Source organism: Herbaspirillum sp. AP02 (assembly GCF_015767275.1).
GTDB lineage: Bacteria > Pseudomonadota > Gammaproteobacteria > Burkholderiales > Burkholderiaceae_D > Herbaspirillum.
Genome location: NZ_JADWMY010000005.1, coordinates 130,732 through 144,052 on the forward strand (window position 1 = coordinate 130,732; position 13,321 = coordinate 144,052).

The following is a 13,321-nucleotide window of genomic DNA, read 5'->3' on the forward strand; positions in this document are numbered from 1 at the left end:
TTCCGGGTATCTATCAGGTGACAACGGCGCATCCGGTGAAGTTCACCGCGATGCGCCGACTAGGTTGGGTGGGGCTGGGGACAGTGTAGCTGCCGGCATCTCGGATGACCTTGATCATCCTCATCGGCAGGCCATCCCGCCCCCACCCGGATTGCTGCTTACTGGCAGGCCTCGCACTCTTCGAAGCCGGCATCGCCCGGACGCATGGTGCAGACCGGACCGTCGGCTTCGATGGAAGCACCAGGGTTCGGCATCACATAGGCTGCGGAAGCAGACGCAGCCGAGGCGATGGGTGCGGCCGGAACCGCATTGCCCGAGGCCGACGCCATGTTGCCGACACCGCCATCGACTCCCACCGCATTGAGAGCACCCGCACGGGAAGTCGACTTCTCGGTGTGGGTGGCGCCGATGGTGCGCAGGTAGTAGGTGGTCTTCAGGCCGCGCAGCCAGGCCAGCTTGTAGGTCTCGTCCAGACGCTTGCCGGAGGCACCGGCCATGTAGATGTTCAGCGACTGGGCCTGGTCGATCCACTTCTGGCGACGCGAGGCGGCTTCCACCAGCCAGGACGGATCCACTTCGAAGGCGGTGGCGTAGATGTCGCGCAGGTCTTGCGGGATGCGGTCGATCTTGGCCAGGCTACCGTCGAAATACTTGAGGTCGGCGACCATCACTTCGTCCCACAGGCCGCGGGCCTTCAGGTCGCGCACCAGGTACTCGTTGATCTCGGTGAATTCGCCCGACAGGTTCGACTTCACGTACAGGTTCTGGTAGGTCGGCTCGATGCAGGCCGACACGCCGATGATGTTGGAGATGGTCGCCGTCGGCGCAATGGCCACGCAGTTCGAGTTGCGCATGCCGTGTTCGGCGATGCGTGCACGCAGGGCGGCCCAGTCCAGGGTCTCGCTGGTGTCGGTTTCCAGATAGCCGCCGCGTTCTTGCGCCAGCAGCTTCAGGGAATCCTGGGGCAGGATGCCGCGATCCCACAGCGAACCGCGGTAGGAGGCGTAACGGCCGCGCTCTTCGGCCAGTTCGGTCGACGCCATGTAGGCGTAGTAGCAGACGGCTTCCATGGAGCGGTCGGCGAATTCGACGGCGTCCATCGAGGCGTACGGCACGCGCTTGACGTGCAGGCAGTCCTGGAAGCCCATGATGCCCATGCCGACCGGACGGTGACGCAGGTTGGAGTCACGGGCCTTCTTGACGGCGTAGTAGTTGATGTCGATGACGTTGTCCAGCATGCGCATGGCGGTGCGGACGGTCTTTTGCAGCTTGGCATGGTCCAGCTCGCCATTGACCAGGTGCGCCGGCAGGTTCACCGAGCCCAGGTTGCACACTGCGATTTCGCTTTCGTTGGTGTTCAGGGTGATCTCGGTGCACAGGTTGGAGCTGTGGACCACGCCCACGTGTTGCTGGGGCGAACGGATGTTGCAGGGATCCTTGAAGGTGATCCACGGGTGGCCGGTCTCGAAGAGCATCGACAGCATCTTGCGCCACAGGTCGTTGGCTTGCACCTTCTTGAACAGCTTCAGCTCGCCGCGGGCCGCCTTGGCTTCGTAGCCGGTGTAGGCCTCTTCGAAGGCACGGCCGAACTTGTCGTGCAGGTCCGGGGTGTCGGAGGGCGAGAACAGGGTCCACTCACCCTTTTCCATCACGCGCTTCATGAACAGGTCGGGAATCCAGTTCGCGGTGTTCATGTCATGGGTACGGCGGCGATCATCGCCGGTGTTCTTGCGCAGTTCGAGGAATTCCTCGATGTCCATGTGCCAGGTTTCCAGGTAGGCGCAGACCGCGCCCTTGCGCTTGCCGCCCTGGTTGACTGCCACGGCGGTGTCGTTGACCACTTTCAGGAACGGGACCACGCCTTGCGACTTGCCGTTGGTGCCCTTGATGTGGGCGCCCAGGGCGCGCACCGGGGTCCAGTCATTGCCCAGGCCGCCGGCGAACTTGGCCAGCAGGGCGTTTTCCTTGATGGCTTCGTAGATGCCGTCGAGGTCGTCGGCCACGGTCGTCAGGTAGCACGAGGACAGCTGCGAGCGCAGGGTCCCCGAGTTGAACAGGGTCGGGGTCGAGCTCATGAAGTCGAAGGACGACAGCAGGTCGTAGAACTCGATGGCGCGGGCTTCGCGGTCGATCTCGTTCAAGGCCAGGCCCATCGCCACGCGCATGTAGAAAGCCTGCGGCATTTCGATGCGGGTGCCGCTGATGTGCAGGAAGTAGCGGTCGTACAGGGTCTGCAGGCCGATGTAGCCGAACTGCAGGTCGCGCTCGGGCTTGATGGCGGCCGCCAGCTTGGCCAGGTCGAACTGGGCCAGCTTGGTGTCGAGCAGCTCGGCGTCGATACCCTTTTTGACGTATTGCGGGAAGTATTCCAGATACTCGGCCGGCGCATCAGCCTGGGCCACTTCCTTGCCGAAGACTTCCTTGCGGATGGTGTGCATCAGCAGACGCGAAGTCACCTGGCTGTAGGCAGGGTCCTTTTCCATCAGCGCGCGGGCAGCCAGGATGGCGGACTTGTACAGCTCTTCGACGGGCACACCGTCGTACAGGTTCTTGACGGTCTCGGCCAGGATGGCATCAGCATCGACATGACCGTCCAGGCCGACGCAGGCGGCGTCGATCAGGGCGCGCACTTCGGCGATGTCCAGCGGGCGGCTCTGGCCGTCTTCGGTCACGTGCAGTTGCGGTGCGGCCACTTCGGTCTTGGTGGCGGCACCCTGCTGGGCGCGCTCTTCCATGCGCTTGGCACGGTACAGCACGTAGGCGCGGGCCACATCATGCTCGCCCGAGCGCATCAGGGCCAGCTCGACCTGGTCCTGGATGTCTTCGATATGGAAAGTGCCGCCGGTGGGCTGGCGACGCACCAGCGCCGACACCACGTTGGCAGTCAGTTGCTCGACCATCTCGCGCACGCGCGCCGAGGCCGCGCCCTGGCCACCGTTGACGGCCAGGAAGGCCTTGGTCACGGCGATGGAAATCTTGGAGGGCTCGAAACCGACCACGGCGCCGTTGCGGCGGATGATGCGGTATTCGCTCAGGCCAGCGGTCTGGGACACGATGGTCTGGCTTTCAGCGGAACCTTCCAGCTCGGCGGAGACGCCAAACGGAGCAGGCGATTTGACGGAAATTTCTTGGGTTGAGCGCACTTAGCCTCCTGGATACATGGAGCAGACGAACGGGGTGATCGCCTGCGTTGCTCATAACTAAACTAATCTAATCAATCCCGACCTGCGGGGGATTGGAGAACGACAGAAGCGCCGCACAATGACTATCCCTTGCGGAGATATTCATGCTGAGGCAAGAACTGCTTGAACCTGATGAGTGGAACGTCGGAATAAAAGAAGGATGAACCGCGGGCGTTGTCGTACTTGGTTACTGCCTCACGGGTCTTTCACCTTCTGAAGCACTGCCGAAACGGGTCGTCTGTGGATGAAGACCCTTGTACAAAAATAAGTTCACCAGAACACTACATCTAGTATCAAAACATCGATTGAGACTAATTCTAGTGGCGCCACTTTGATGATGCAACCGCTATTTCTAGAATTTTTCGTCCGTGAAAGCTTGACTTTTGTGTAGCCCAAGAGGGAAGCGCAATTGCGCCCCGTTAATGATTTTCACCATTTCCTCCCGATAGCGGTCCCAGTCGAAACAGGGACCGGGATCGGTCTTGCGCACCGGCGCGATGTGTTCGTGACCGACTACGGCGGTGAGGCCATAGCGTGCCACCAGGGCCTGGGACAGGCGAACCAGCGCCGAATACTGGGCTTCAGCGAAGGGCTCGACGTCGGTCCCTTCCAGTTCGATGCCGATGGAAAAATCGTTGCAGCGCTCGCGGCCGTCGAATACCGACACCCCGGCGTGCCAGGCCCGCCGGTGCGCCGGGACGAACTGCACGACCTCGCCATCGCGGCGGATCAGGAAATGGGCCGAGACCCGTAGCGGTCGCAACTGCTCGAAATAGGGATGGGCATCGAAGTCGAGGCGGTTGCAGAACAGGTCTGCTATATAGGGACCGCCGAACTGGCCGGGCGGCAGGCTGATGTTATGAATTACCAGCAGGTCCGTCACCGCTCCCGCCGGGCGCTCATCGCAGTTGGGCGAGGGCTCGCGGCGGGCCGGCTGGTACCAGCCCTCGTCGTCGATGTCCCCGGCACCAGCCTCGATGATGGGCGCGCTCATGATTCAGAAGGAGGCCAGGCGGCGGTGCTCTTCCGAGCAGTAATAGGCACCGGAGGCATGCACCACCGCTTCGGAGGCGGGGAAGTGGATGCCGCAATGGGCGCACTGGACCATGGTCTCGACATTGCTGTCGGTACGACGCCGGAAACGCGAGGGCTTGGGACGGGGCATACCGGGTTCTGCAGCCGCCTCCCCCTCAGCGGCCGCGTCATTGCCGGCCAGCATGGATTTCTTGGCGCGCTGGAACCACACCACCACGGCCAGCAACACGACCAGCCAGATCAGATATTTCATGTCAGTACCCGATGCAGCACGACTTCAAGCACGAACCGGCTGCCCACATAAGCCAATAAAAGAATGGCGAACCCGGCCAGCGTGAAGCTGAGCGCGGTCCGCCCCCGCCATCCCTGCCAGCGTCGGCCGGCCAGGAGCAGGCCGAACAGCAGCCAGGACAGCATCGTGAAGACCGTCTTGTGGTCCCAGCGGAAGGGTGTCCCGAACAACTGCTCGGAAAAGACGACGCCCGACAGTACAGTCAGCGTCAGTAACGCAAAACCGAAGGCAATCAGGCGGAACAGCAATTTTTCCATCGTCAACAGCGCCGGCAGCCGGTCCAGTGCCAGGCCGAACCAGCTGGCCTGGGCCGTCGGACCGGGGCGGGTATGCAGACGCGACTCCTGCAACACCATCAGCACCGCATGGAAGGCAGCAATGGTCAGGGTACTGTAGGCCAGGATGGAGATGGCGATATGCGCCAGGAACCAGTCCGACTTGCCCGTCAACGCCACCAGGTTGCCGGGAAAGACGCTGGGCAGGATCACCGACAGTGCCGCCACGGGCAGCACCAGGACCCGCATGCTGTCGAGCGAGAAATTGCGATTTTCCAGCCAGTAGGCGGCCACCGAAATCCACAGCGTGGACGAGAGCATGACCGCAAAACCCACCCGCACGGCGTCGGGCGCGAACATATCCGACAGCAGGGCTCCCCCATGCAGCATCCAGCCGACCACGATGCCCAGCGAAATCGGCATGCGCCGTTGCGAGGGCATGAAGGCGCATGCCAGATAGAGCAGCGCAGCCAGGATGAAAAAATAAGTTTGCATCGCCCAAGTTTACACTATCTCGGCCAACGGCCCGGTTGCGCACGGTCAGACCAACTGCACAGACGCACCTGCAAATGCGACACGGCAGGACTGGCCTGCCGTGTCCGGACCACCTACCGCGACCATCGATCAGTCGACCGCAGCAGCCTTCATCTCTGCATTGTGATGACGTTGCTGCTCTTCCATCACCAACTGACCCAGCTCCCGCTTCAAGGCATTGAATTCGGGGTCGGCCGGATCGCGCAGGCGCGGCAGATTCACCAGCATGTCACGCTTGACGGTACCGGGGCGGTAGGTCATGACGACGATACGGTCAGCCAGGTAGATCGCTTCCTCGATGCTGTGGGTCACGAAGACGATGGTCTTCCTGAACTCGTCCCAGATGCGCAGCAATTCGTCCTGCAGGTTGCGACGGGTCAGGGCATCCAGGGCGCCAAAGGGCTCATCCATGAGCATGATGGGCGAATCCAGCGCCAGCACCCGGGCGATCGCCACCCGCTGGCGCATCCCGCCCGACAGGTCCTTGGGAAAACGGGTGCGGAAGTCGATCAGGCCCAGCTTGTCCAGCAACTGGGTCACGCGCTGGACGATCTCGGCCTTGGGCGTTCCCTTGATTTCCAGGCCGAAGGCGACGTTCTGCTCCACCGTCATCCAGGGGAAGAGCGCATATTCCTGAAATACCATGCCGCGATCCGGTCCCGGTTCGCTCACCACCTTGCCATCGGTGAGGATTTCCCCGGTGGAAGGCAGTGCGAAGCCGGCGATGGCATTCAGCAACGTGGACTTGCCGCAGCCGGACGGCCCCAGCAGGCAGACGAACTGGCCGTCGGGGATGTCCAGGTTGATGTCCTTCAAGGCGACCACCTCGCGGTCATCGGCCTTGAAGACCTTGTGTACGCCCTGCACGCGGATGCGGGGCGAAGAATTGGCTTGGTTCATGTCAGTTCTCCAGCCCGCGATGCCAGCGCAGCATGTAATTGTTGAGGCGGCTCATGCCCAGGTCGATGGCCAGGCCCAGAAGGCCGATGGTGATCATGCCGGCGATGATCTTGTCGGACCAGAAATACTCGCGCGCCTCCATGATGCGGAAACCCAGGCCATTGCTGACCGCGATCATCTCGGCCACGATCACCACGATGAAAGCCGTGCCGATGCCGATGCGCACGCCCGAGAGGATGTAAGGCACCGACGCCGGCAGCATTACCCGCAAGAACAACGTGGACTGGCTGGCGCCCAGGTTGCGCGCCGCACGCAGGTAGATGCTGTCGACCTGGCGCACCCCGGCGATGGTGTTCATCAGCACCGGGAAGAAAGCGCCCAGCGAGATCAGGAACAGTGCCGGGGGATTGCCCAGCCCGAACCACAGGATGGCCAGCGGGATATAGGCAATCGGCGGAATCGGGCGGATCACCTGGACGGTCAGGTTCATCAGGCCATAGATACGCTGGCTCGATCCCATCAGCAGGCCCAGCGGCAAGGCCAGGCCGGCACCGATCAGGAAACCCGCCACCACGCGGTAGAGACTGCCGATGGCGTCCATCACCAGTTCCCCCGAGAACACCCAGGCCAGCCAGCTGCCGGCCTCGGGGTCATAGGGCTTCAACGGCGAGGCGTATTCGCCCCACTTCTTGAGCACCGCCCAGGGCGAGGGCAGGATCTGCGGATTGATCCAGCCAGCGCGGGAGGCGCCTTCCCACAGCGCGATCACCACCAGCGGCACCAGCAGCCCCTGGAGGAAGCTGCCATTCTTGTTCTTTGCCATGCAGGATTCCCCTTCTTACTTGAGGTTCATGCTCTTCTTGGCCTGCTCCAGCAGATCGGTCTTCACCCAATCCTTGGCCACGGGCGGCTTGGCCATCTTGCCGGTGCCGTACTTGGCCATGGTGTCGGTGGTGACCTGCACGTGCTCGACGGTAATGTCGTAGGCGTAGGGCGAATTGCCGATGGCGTCGTAGAAGTCTTCCTTGCTGATCTGGTTCTTGAAGATCACTTCACGCACGTACTTCTCGGCCACTTCCGGCTTGTCGATGAAGGTCTTGGTCGCTTCCAGGAAGCAGCGCATGAACTTCTCGGCCAGCGGGCGCTTCTCGGTGTAGAACTTCTCGGTCATCACCATGGTGCGGTAGGGTTCGCCGATCGGGGTGTCATAGGGCTTCATCACTTCCACGCCAAACCCCTTGTTGATGGCCTGCGAGGATTGCGGCTCGCTCTGCATCATGGCGTCGATGTTCTTGCCCAGAAGCGCCTGGTTGAGGTCGGCGAAGGCCAGGTAGACGATGGTCACGTCCTTGGGAGTCAGGCCGTTCTGGCCCAGTTCGGCGTCCAGCAGTACTTCGTGGATGCCGCCCCGGGTCACGCCGACCTTCTTGCCCTTCAGGTCCTTGACCGACTTGATGTTCGAATCCTTGCCGGCCACCAGGCGTGCGCCCCCCTTGGCGAAGCCGGCCACCACGTAGATCGGTGCGCCGTTGGCGCGACCCGAGATGGCAGCCTCCGAGGCAGTGGTACCCACGTCCAGCTCGCCGGCCAGGATACCCTGCATCACGTCGGGGCCCTTGGCGAAGACCTTTTCATCGACCTTGATGCCGCATTTGGGCGCAATCTCCTTGATGTAGGACACCGCACCATAATGGGCGAACTTCAGGTTGCCCAGGCGGATCACGTCGTCTGCGGCATGGCTGGCGGTCGCGAAGCCGGCGCTTGCCAGCAGGGCCAGGGCGATCAATTTCTTGTGCATTTCCACTCTCCTCTTGTGTGTATCGTTATTGATACGGCAGGCCGGCGGCGGCAGTGCAGGGCCGGCTGTCTCGATGGCGTTGGCCGCCGCTGCGTGGCGGCTGGCCTTGATTATTATTTGTGCTCGGAAATTCAGCGCCCATGTATACACAAAGAGCGCGGGCTGTACAAGCTGTTAATTTTACGTAGCGGCCCCATCTGGCCCTGCAGGCGGGCTTGCAGACGCGGGCGCGGTAGGGCTCTTCGGTTAAAATGCAGGATTGCCCGTCGCCTGCGGCGCCACCTTGCCGCTCAAGTCCTGGCCCGCGGCCATCCACTCATTTGCAGATATCACCATGCTAGACAACCTGACCCAACGCCTCGCCAAAGTCGTCAAAACCATGCGCGGCGAGGCGCGACTGACCGAATCCAATACCGCCGAGATGCTGCGCGAAGTGCGCCTGGCCCTGCTGGAGGCCGACGTGGCCCTGCCGGCCGTGCGCGAGTTCATCGCCAAGGTGAAGGAAAAAGCCCTGGGCGAGGAAGTCATCGGCTCGCTGACCCCCGGCCAGGCCCTGGTGGGCGTGGTACAGCGCGAACTGGCCAGCCTGATGGGTGCCGATCTGGGCCCGGAAGCCTCGCAACTGAACTTCGCCACCCAGCCGCCGGCTATCATCCTGATGGCCGGCCTGCAGGGTGCCGGTAAAACCACCACCGTCGGCAAGCTGGCCAAGTACCTGCGCGAGACCACCAAGAAAAAGGTGTTGACGGTATCGGCCGACGTCTATCGTCCGGCCGCCATCGGCCAGCTGCAGACCGTGACCGGCCAGGCCGGCGCCGACTTCTTCCCCAGCCAGCCGACCGACAAGCCGGTCGATATCGCCCTGGCCGCGCTGGACTATGCCAAGAAGCACCACCACGAAGTGCTGATCGTGGACACCGCCGGCCGCCTGGGTATCGACCAGGCCATGATGGACGAAATCCGCGCCGTGCACGCCGCCATCAAGCCCATCGAAACCCTGTTCGTGGTCGACGCCATGCTGGGCCAGGATGCCATCAACACCGCCAAGGCCTTCAGTGACGCCCTGCCCCTGACCGGCATCGTGCTGACCAAGCTGGATGGTGATTCCCGCGGTGGTGCGGCGCTGTCGGTGCGCCACATCACCGGCAAGCCCATCAAGTTCGCCGGCGTGGCCGAAAAGCTGGACGGCCTGGAGGCCTTCGACCCCTCGCGCATGGCCAACCGCATCCTGGGCATGGGCGACATCCTGGCCCTGGTCGAGGAAGCCCGCAAGGGCGTGGACATGGCGGCCGCCGAAGGCCTGGCCAACAAGATCAAGGGCGGCGGCAAGTTCGACCTCAATGACTTCAAGGCCCAGCTGTCGCAGATGAAGAAGATGGGTGGGCTCACCAGCCTGCTGGACAAGCTGCCGGCGCAGATGCAGGCCGCCGCCGGCAACGCCAACATGGACCAGGCCGAGAAGCAGGTGCGTCGCATGGAAGGCATCATCAACGCCATGACCCCCCAGGAACGCGCCAAGCCGGAACTGATCAAGGCCACCCGCAAGCGCCGCATCGCCGCCGGCGCGGGTGTGCAGGTGCAGGAAGTCAATCGCATGCTGTCGCAGTTCGAGCAGATGCAATCGATGATGAAGAAGCTCAAGGGTGGCGGCATGATGAAGATGATGCGCGGCATGAAGGGCATGCTGCCCGGCGGCATGCGCTGACCGGATCGCCGGAAAACCCTTCTGGTGCTGGCTTTGCGGCCGGCACCACGCAACCGCTGCACGATCTTTCCCGCTGTTCTCCGCTATTCCCCGCTGTTCCCCTCGCCTTCCTGCTCGCCTCCCCGCCGCATTCCTCCCCTTCCGGATCACTGCCTGAGGCCATCGCCGGAGGCTGCGATCATGTCCTTTTTTCATCTTCCGGGCGGCCTTGCAAACCTGATGCAACGGGTCCTTTGGCGGCCTCTCTGGATTCGCCGCGATCCCTTTACCGGCGCGGCTTGACGTCGGATCGGGGCGGCTCGTTGTTTCCTGGTTATTTCATCTGGAAATCTGCCAAAAAATACTTGCATGGCCGTGCAAAGAGCACCACTATTAGCGGTGCGTAAATTGACGCATTCATCTCATTCTTGTGAGGAGTCTTTCAGATGGCCACAGCAAAAAAAGCAGCAGCCGCAGTAAAGAAGCCAGCAGCAAAACCCGCCGCCAAGGCGGCTGCAAAGCCTGCAGCGAAAACCGCAGCTCCGAAGGCAGCAGCCAAGGCGGCTCCGAAGGCAGCGGCCAAACCCGCCGCCAAGCCTGCAGCAAAGGCCGCTCCGAAAGCTGCACCCAAGAAAGCCGCAGCAAAGCCGACAGCCAAGCCCGCCGCCAAGAAGCCCGTTGCAAAACGTACTCCCAACGCCGCTTTCATGAAGCCGCTGACGCCGTCGGCAGCACTGGGCGAAGTGGTCGGCGCCAAGCCGTTGCCACGCACGGAAGTCACCAAGAAGGTGTGGGAATACATCAAGAAGAACAAGCTGCAGAACGCCGAGAACAAGCGCAACATCGATGCTGATGACAAGCTCAAGGCGATCTTCGGTGGCAAGAAGCAAGTCACGATGTTCGAAATGACCAAGCTGATCTCGGCTCACCTGAGCTGATCGACGCCCGCGGTTTGCAAGCGACTTGCAAACAAAAACGCCCGCAGAAAACATGCGGGCGTTTTTGTTTCTGGATGTTTCAGGACGCCGCAGCCGCGCTCCAAAGCTGGTTTCCATTGAAGCCCTTTCCGCTTTTCCGACGCCCGTTGGCGACCTTTTCTGATGGTGGCCCTGGCCTGGTTTTCGTAGGATGCTTGTTCTACAAGGGTGCGCCTGGCAAGCAAGCTTGTGTACCGTCGCCTTCGATCCTGCAGAACTGAACAGCTAACGCCGGGTCTATCAACATGCCATCCACTGATGAGCCTGGAAGCTCAATACCAAGAGAAAGGAAATGACCATGCCAAACCAATCTCCCAGCCTGCGTCACCAGGTCGTGCGCTCGGCCAGCGCACTCGTGATCGGCCTGGCCGCCCTCGGTAGTGCCGCGCATGTATTGGCTGCCGGCAAGGCGGGCAATTCGGAGTACCAGCAACAGATCGCTGCCTGCAAGAGCGGCAGCGCCACCGAAGACCGCGCTACCTGCCTGCGTGAAGCGGGAGCCGCGCAACAGGCCGCTGCGCGCGGCACTCTGACTGATCCGGGCGCCACCCAGTTGAAGGAAAACGCGCTGCGCCGCTGCGAAGGCCTGCCGCAATCGGATCGCATCGATTGCGAAAAGCGCGTCAATGGCCAGGGTCGTATCGATGGTAGCGTTGCCGACGGCGGCATCCTGCGCGAGACCGTGACCATCGTTCCGGCAAAGTAAGACCACACTGCGGGTGGTCATCAACCAAAATAAAGGCGGACGCCATGGCGTCCGCCTTTTTCATTACTGCCTCACCGCTGCGCCAGGGTGGCTCAGGCTGCCAGCTTGCCCTGGATGAAGGCCAGCGCATCGGCCAGCGGCACCTGGGTAGCTTCGCTGTCGCGACGGCCCTGGTATTCGATGTTGCCATCCTTGAGGCCACGGTCACCGACGACGATACGATGTGGCACACCGATCAGCTCCCAGTCGGCGAACATCGCGCCCGGGCGTTCGCCGCGGTCATCCAGCACCACATCCACGCCCGCGTCGGTCAATTGCGTATACAGCTTGTCGATCTCGGTCTTGACCGCTTCGCTGCGGTCATAACCCATCGGACAGAGCACGACCTCGAAGGGCGCAATCGAAGTCGGCCAGATGATGCCGCGGTCGTCGAAGTTCTGCTCGATCGCAGCGCCCAGGATACGCGTTACGCCGATGCCGTAGCAGCCCATCACCAGCGGTTGCGGCTTGCCGGCCTCATCCAGATAGGTCGCCTTCATCGCCTCGGAATAGGTAGTGCCCAGCTGGAACACGTGACCCACTTCGATGCCGCGCTGGATTGCCAGTACACCCTGACCATCCGGTGAAGCGTCGCCTTCGACCACGTTGCGGATATCGGCCACCACCGGCTCGGGCAGGTCACGGCCCCAGTTGGCGCCGGCGTAGTGGAAGTCGGCTTCATTGGCGCCACAGACGAAGTCGGCCATGTTGGCGACGGTGCGGTCGGCCACGACCTTGACCGGCTTCTTGGTACCGATCGGGCCCAGGTAGCCCGGGGGCGTGCCGAACCATTCGACGATCTCGGCTTCGTTGGCGAAACGATAGGTGGCCAGACCGGGGATCTTGCTGGCCTTCACTTCGTTGAGCTCGTGGTCGCCACGCAGCAGCAGCAGCCAGATTTCCTTCTTGGCCGGATCATCGTTGTCTACGGCCAGGACGATGGACTTGACGGTGCGCGCCAGCGGCAGGCCCAGCAACTCGGCAACCGCCTCGCACTTGGACCTGCCTGGCGTGGCGGTCTTTTCCAGCGCCTGGGTAGCGGCACCACGGGCGCTGTCCACCGGCAGGGCTTCGGCCGCTTCCATATTGGCGGCGTAGTCGGAGGTGGGGCAGTAGACCAGCGCGTCTTCGCCGGTGGCGGCGATCACATGGAACTCATGCGAACCGGAACCACCGATGGCACCGTTGTCGGCCGCCACCGCGCGGAACTGCAGTCCGAAACGGGTGAAGATGCGTACGTAGGCGTCATACATGGCCTGGTAGGACTTCTTCAGGCCGTCGATGTCGCGGTCGAAGGAGTAGGCATCCTTCATGGTGAATTCGCGACCGCGCATCAGGCCGAAGCGCGGACGACGCTCGTCGCGGAACTTGGTCTGGATGTGATAGAAGTTCACCGGCAACTGCTTGTAGCTGCGCAGTTCGGAGCGCGCCACATCGGTGACCACTTCCTCGGAGGTCGGCTGGATGGCGAAGTCGCGCCCATGGCGATCCTTCACGCGCATGAGCTCGGCGCCCATCTTGTTCCAGCGCCCGGTCTCCTGCCACAGCTCGGCCGGCTGCACCACCGGCATCAACAGCTCGACGGCGCCGGCACGGTTCATTTCCTCGCGCACGATGGCCTCGACCTTGCGGATCACGCGCAACCCCATCGGCATGTAGGTGTAGATGCCGGCGCCCAGACGCTTGATCATCCCGGCCCGCATCATCAGCTTGTGGCTGACGATTTCAGCGTCGGAAGGGGCTTCTTTCAGGGTGGAAATAAAAAAACGTGAGGCGCGCATGACGGTCGGTTCTTTTTAAAAAGAGGAGGGTTATAATCGTTCTAATTTTAAAGGATTAGCTGGCTGATGCGCCCTTTCTTTGCAGATTTGCTCCTAGTTTCAATGACATCCGTGCATC

The 13,321-nt window shown here is 62.2% G+C and carries 11 protein-coding genes; 3 read left to right on the forward strand and 8 right to left on the reverse strand.

Annotation, left to right across the window (positions count from 1 at the left end; all coding sequences use genetic code 11):
* Positions 1-158: 158 nt before the first annotated feature.
* The 7 genes from I5R65_RS12480 to I5R65_RS12510 form a co-directional block, all read right to left on the reverse strand.
* Entirely contained in the window at positions 159-3,143 is a 2,985-nt protein-coding gene (locus tag I5R65_RS12480; protein WP_180667924.1) for a ribonucleoside-diphosphate reductase subunit alpha, read from the reverse strand.
* A gap of 391 nt (positions 3,144-3,534) precedes the next feature.
* Positions 3,535-4,176: a 1,6-anhydro-N-acetylmuramyl-L-alanine amidase AmpD gene (gene ampD / locus I5R65_RS12485; protein WP_180667926.1), complete on the reverse strand. Its 642-nt coding sequence runs from the start codon at positions 4,174-4,176 to the stop codon at positions 3,535-3,537.
* A 3-nt stretch (positions 4,177-4,179) separates the two neighbouring features.
* Positions 4,180-4,470 carry a PP0621 family protein gene (locus I5R65_RS12490; RefSeq protein WP_180667928.1) on the reverse strand — a complete coding sequence of 97 codons (291 nt, stop codon included), beginning with the start codon at positions 4,468-4,470 and terminating at the stop codon, positions 4,180-4,182.
* Positions 4,467-5,279, reverse strand: a complete 813-nt coding sequence (locus I5R65_RS12495; RefSeq protein ID WP_180667935.1) for an inner membrane protein YpjD — start codon at positions 5,277-5,279, stop codon at positions 4,467-4,469. Before I5R65_RS12495 ends, I5R65_RS12490 begins: the two co-directional genes overlap by 4 nt.
* Positions 5,280-5,408: 129 nt before the next feature.
* Positions 5,409-6,218, reverse strand: coding sequence for an ABC transporter ATP-binding protein (locus I5R65_RS12500; protein WP_180667936.1), 810 nt, complete (start codon positions 6,216-6,218; stop codon positions 5,409-5,411).
* A gap of 1 nt (position 6,219) precedes the next feature.
* Positions 6,220-7,041, reverse strand: a complete 822-nt coding sequence (locus I5R65_RS12505) for an ABC transporter permease (RefSeq protein WP_180667938.1) — start codon at positions 7,039-7,041, stop codon at positions 6,220-6,222.
* Between the two features lie 15 nt (positions 7,042-7,056).
* A complete protein-coding gene (locus tag I5R65_RS12510; RefSeq protein ID WP_180667940.1) occupies positions 7,057-8,016 on the reverse strand; it encodes an ABC transporter substrate-binding protein in 960 nt (319 codons plus the stop codon).
* Positions 8,017-8,350: 334 nt separating this feature from the next.
* On the opposite strand from I5R65_RS12510, the gene ffh reads away from it, so the two are divergent.
* From ffh to I5R65_RS12525, 3 genes are all read left to right on the forward strand, one after another.
* Entirely contained in the window at positions 8,351-9,721 is a 1,371-nt protein-coding gene (gene ffh, locus I5R65_RS12515) for a signal recognition particle protein (RefSeq protein ID WP_180667941.1), read from the forward strand.
* Between the two features lie 425 nt (positions 9,722-10,146).
* Positions 10,147-10,638, forward strand: coding sequence for an SWIB/MDM2 domain-containing protein (locus I5R65_RS12520; protein WP_180667943.1), 492 nt, complete (start codon positions 10,147-10,149; stop codon positions 10,636-10,638).
* Positions 10,639-10,975: 337 nt separating this feature from the next.
* On the forward strand, positions 10,976-11,383 hold the full coding sequence (locus I5R65_RS12525) for a hypothetical protein (protein WP_180667944.1): 408 nt from the start codon (positions 10,976-10,978) through the stop codon (positions 11,381-11,383).
* A gap of 92 nt (positions 11,384-11,475) precedes the next feature.
* On the opposite strand, the gene I5R65_RS12530 is transcribed toward I5R65_RS12525, so the two are convergent.
* Complete coding sequence (locus tag I5R65_RS12530; protein WP_180667946.1) at positions 11,476-13,203, reverse strand: proline--tRNA ligase; 1,728 nt, start codon at positions 13,201-13,203, stop codon at positions 11,476-11,478.
* Positions 13,204-13,321 lie beyond the last annotated feature (118 nt).

What these genes read in the sequence shown, in the direction of transcription:
- ffh (WP_180667941.1), top strand. Translation starts at nt 8,351, where the DNA reads ATGCTAGACAACCTGACCCAACGCCTCGCCAAAGTCGTCAAAACCATG.
- I5R65_RS12530 (WP_180667946.1), bottom strand. Translation starts at nt 13,203, where the DNA reads ATGCGCGCCTCACGTTTTTTTATTTCCACCCTGAAAGAAGCCCCTTCC.
- I5R65_RS12505 (WP_180667938.1), bottom strand. Translation starts at nt 7,041, where the DNA reads ATGGCAAAGAACAAGAATGGCAGCTTCCTCCAGGGGCTGCTGGTGCCG.
- I5R65_RS12490 (WP_180667928.1), bottom strand. Translation starts at nt 4,470, where the DNA reads ATGAAATATCTGATCTGGCTGGTCGTGTTGCTGGCCGTGGTGGTGTGG.
- I5R65_RS12495 (WP_180667935.1), bottom strand. Translation starts at nt 5,279, where the DNA reads ATGCAAACTTATTTTTTCATCCTGGCTGCGCTGCTCTATCTGGCATGC.
- I5R65_RS12500 (WP_180667936.1), bottom strand. Translation starts at nt 6,218, where the DNA reads ATGAACCAAGCCAATTCTTCGCCCCGCATCCGCGTGCAGGGCGTACAC.
- ampD (WP_180667926.1), bottom strand. Translation starts at nt 4,176, where the DNA reads ATGAGCGCGCCCATCATCGAGGCTGGTGCCGGGGACATCGACGACGAG.
- I5R65_RS12510 (WP_180667940.1), bottom strand. Translation starts at nt 8,016, where the DNA reads ATGCACAAGAAATTGATCGCCCTGGCCCTGCTGGCAAGCGCCGGCTTC.
- I5R65_RS12520 (WP_180667943.1), top strand. Translation starts at nt 10,147, where the DNA reads ATGGCCACAGCAAAAAAAGCAGCAGCCGCAGTAAAGAAGCCAGCAGCA.
- I5R65_RS12525 (WP_180667944.1), top strand. Translation starts at nt 10,976, where the DNA reads ATGCCAAACCAATCTCCCAGCCTGCGTCACCAGGTCGTGCGCTCGGCC.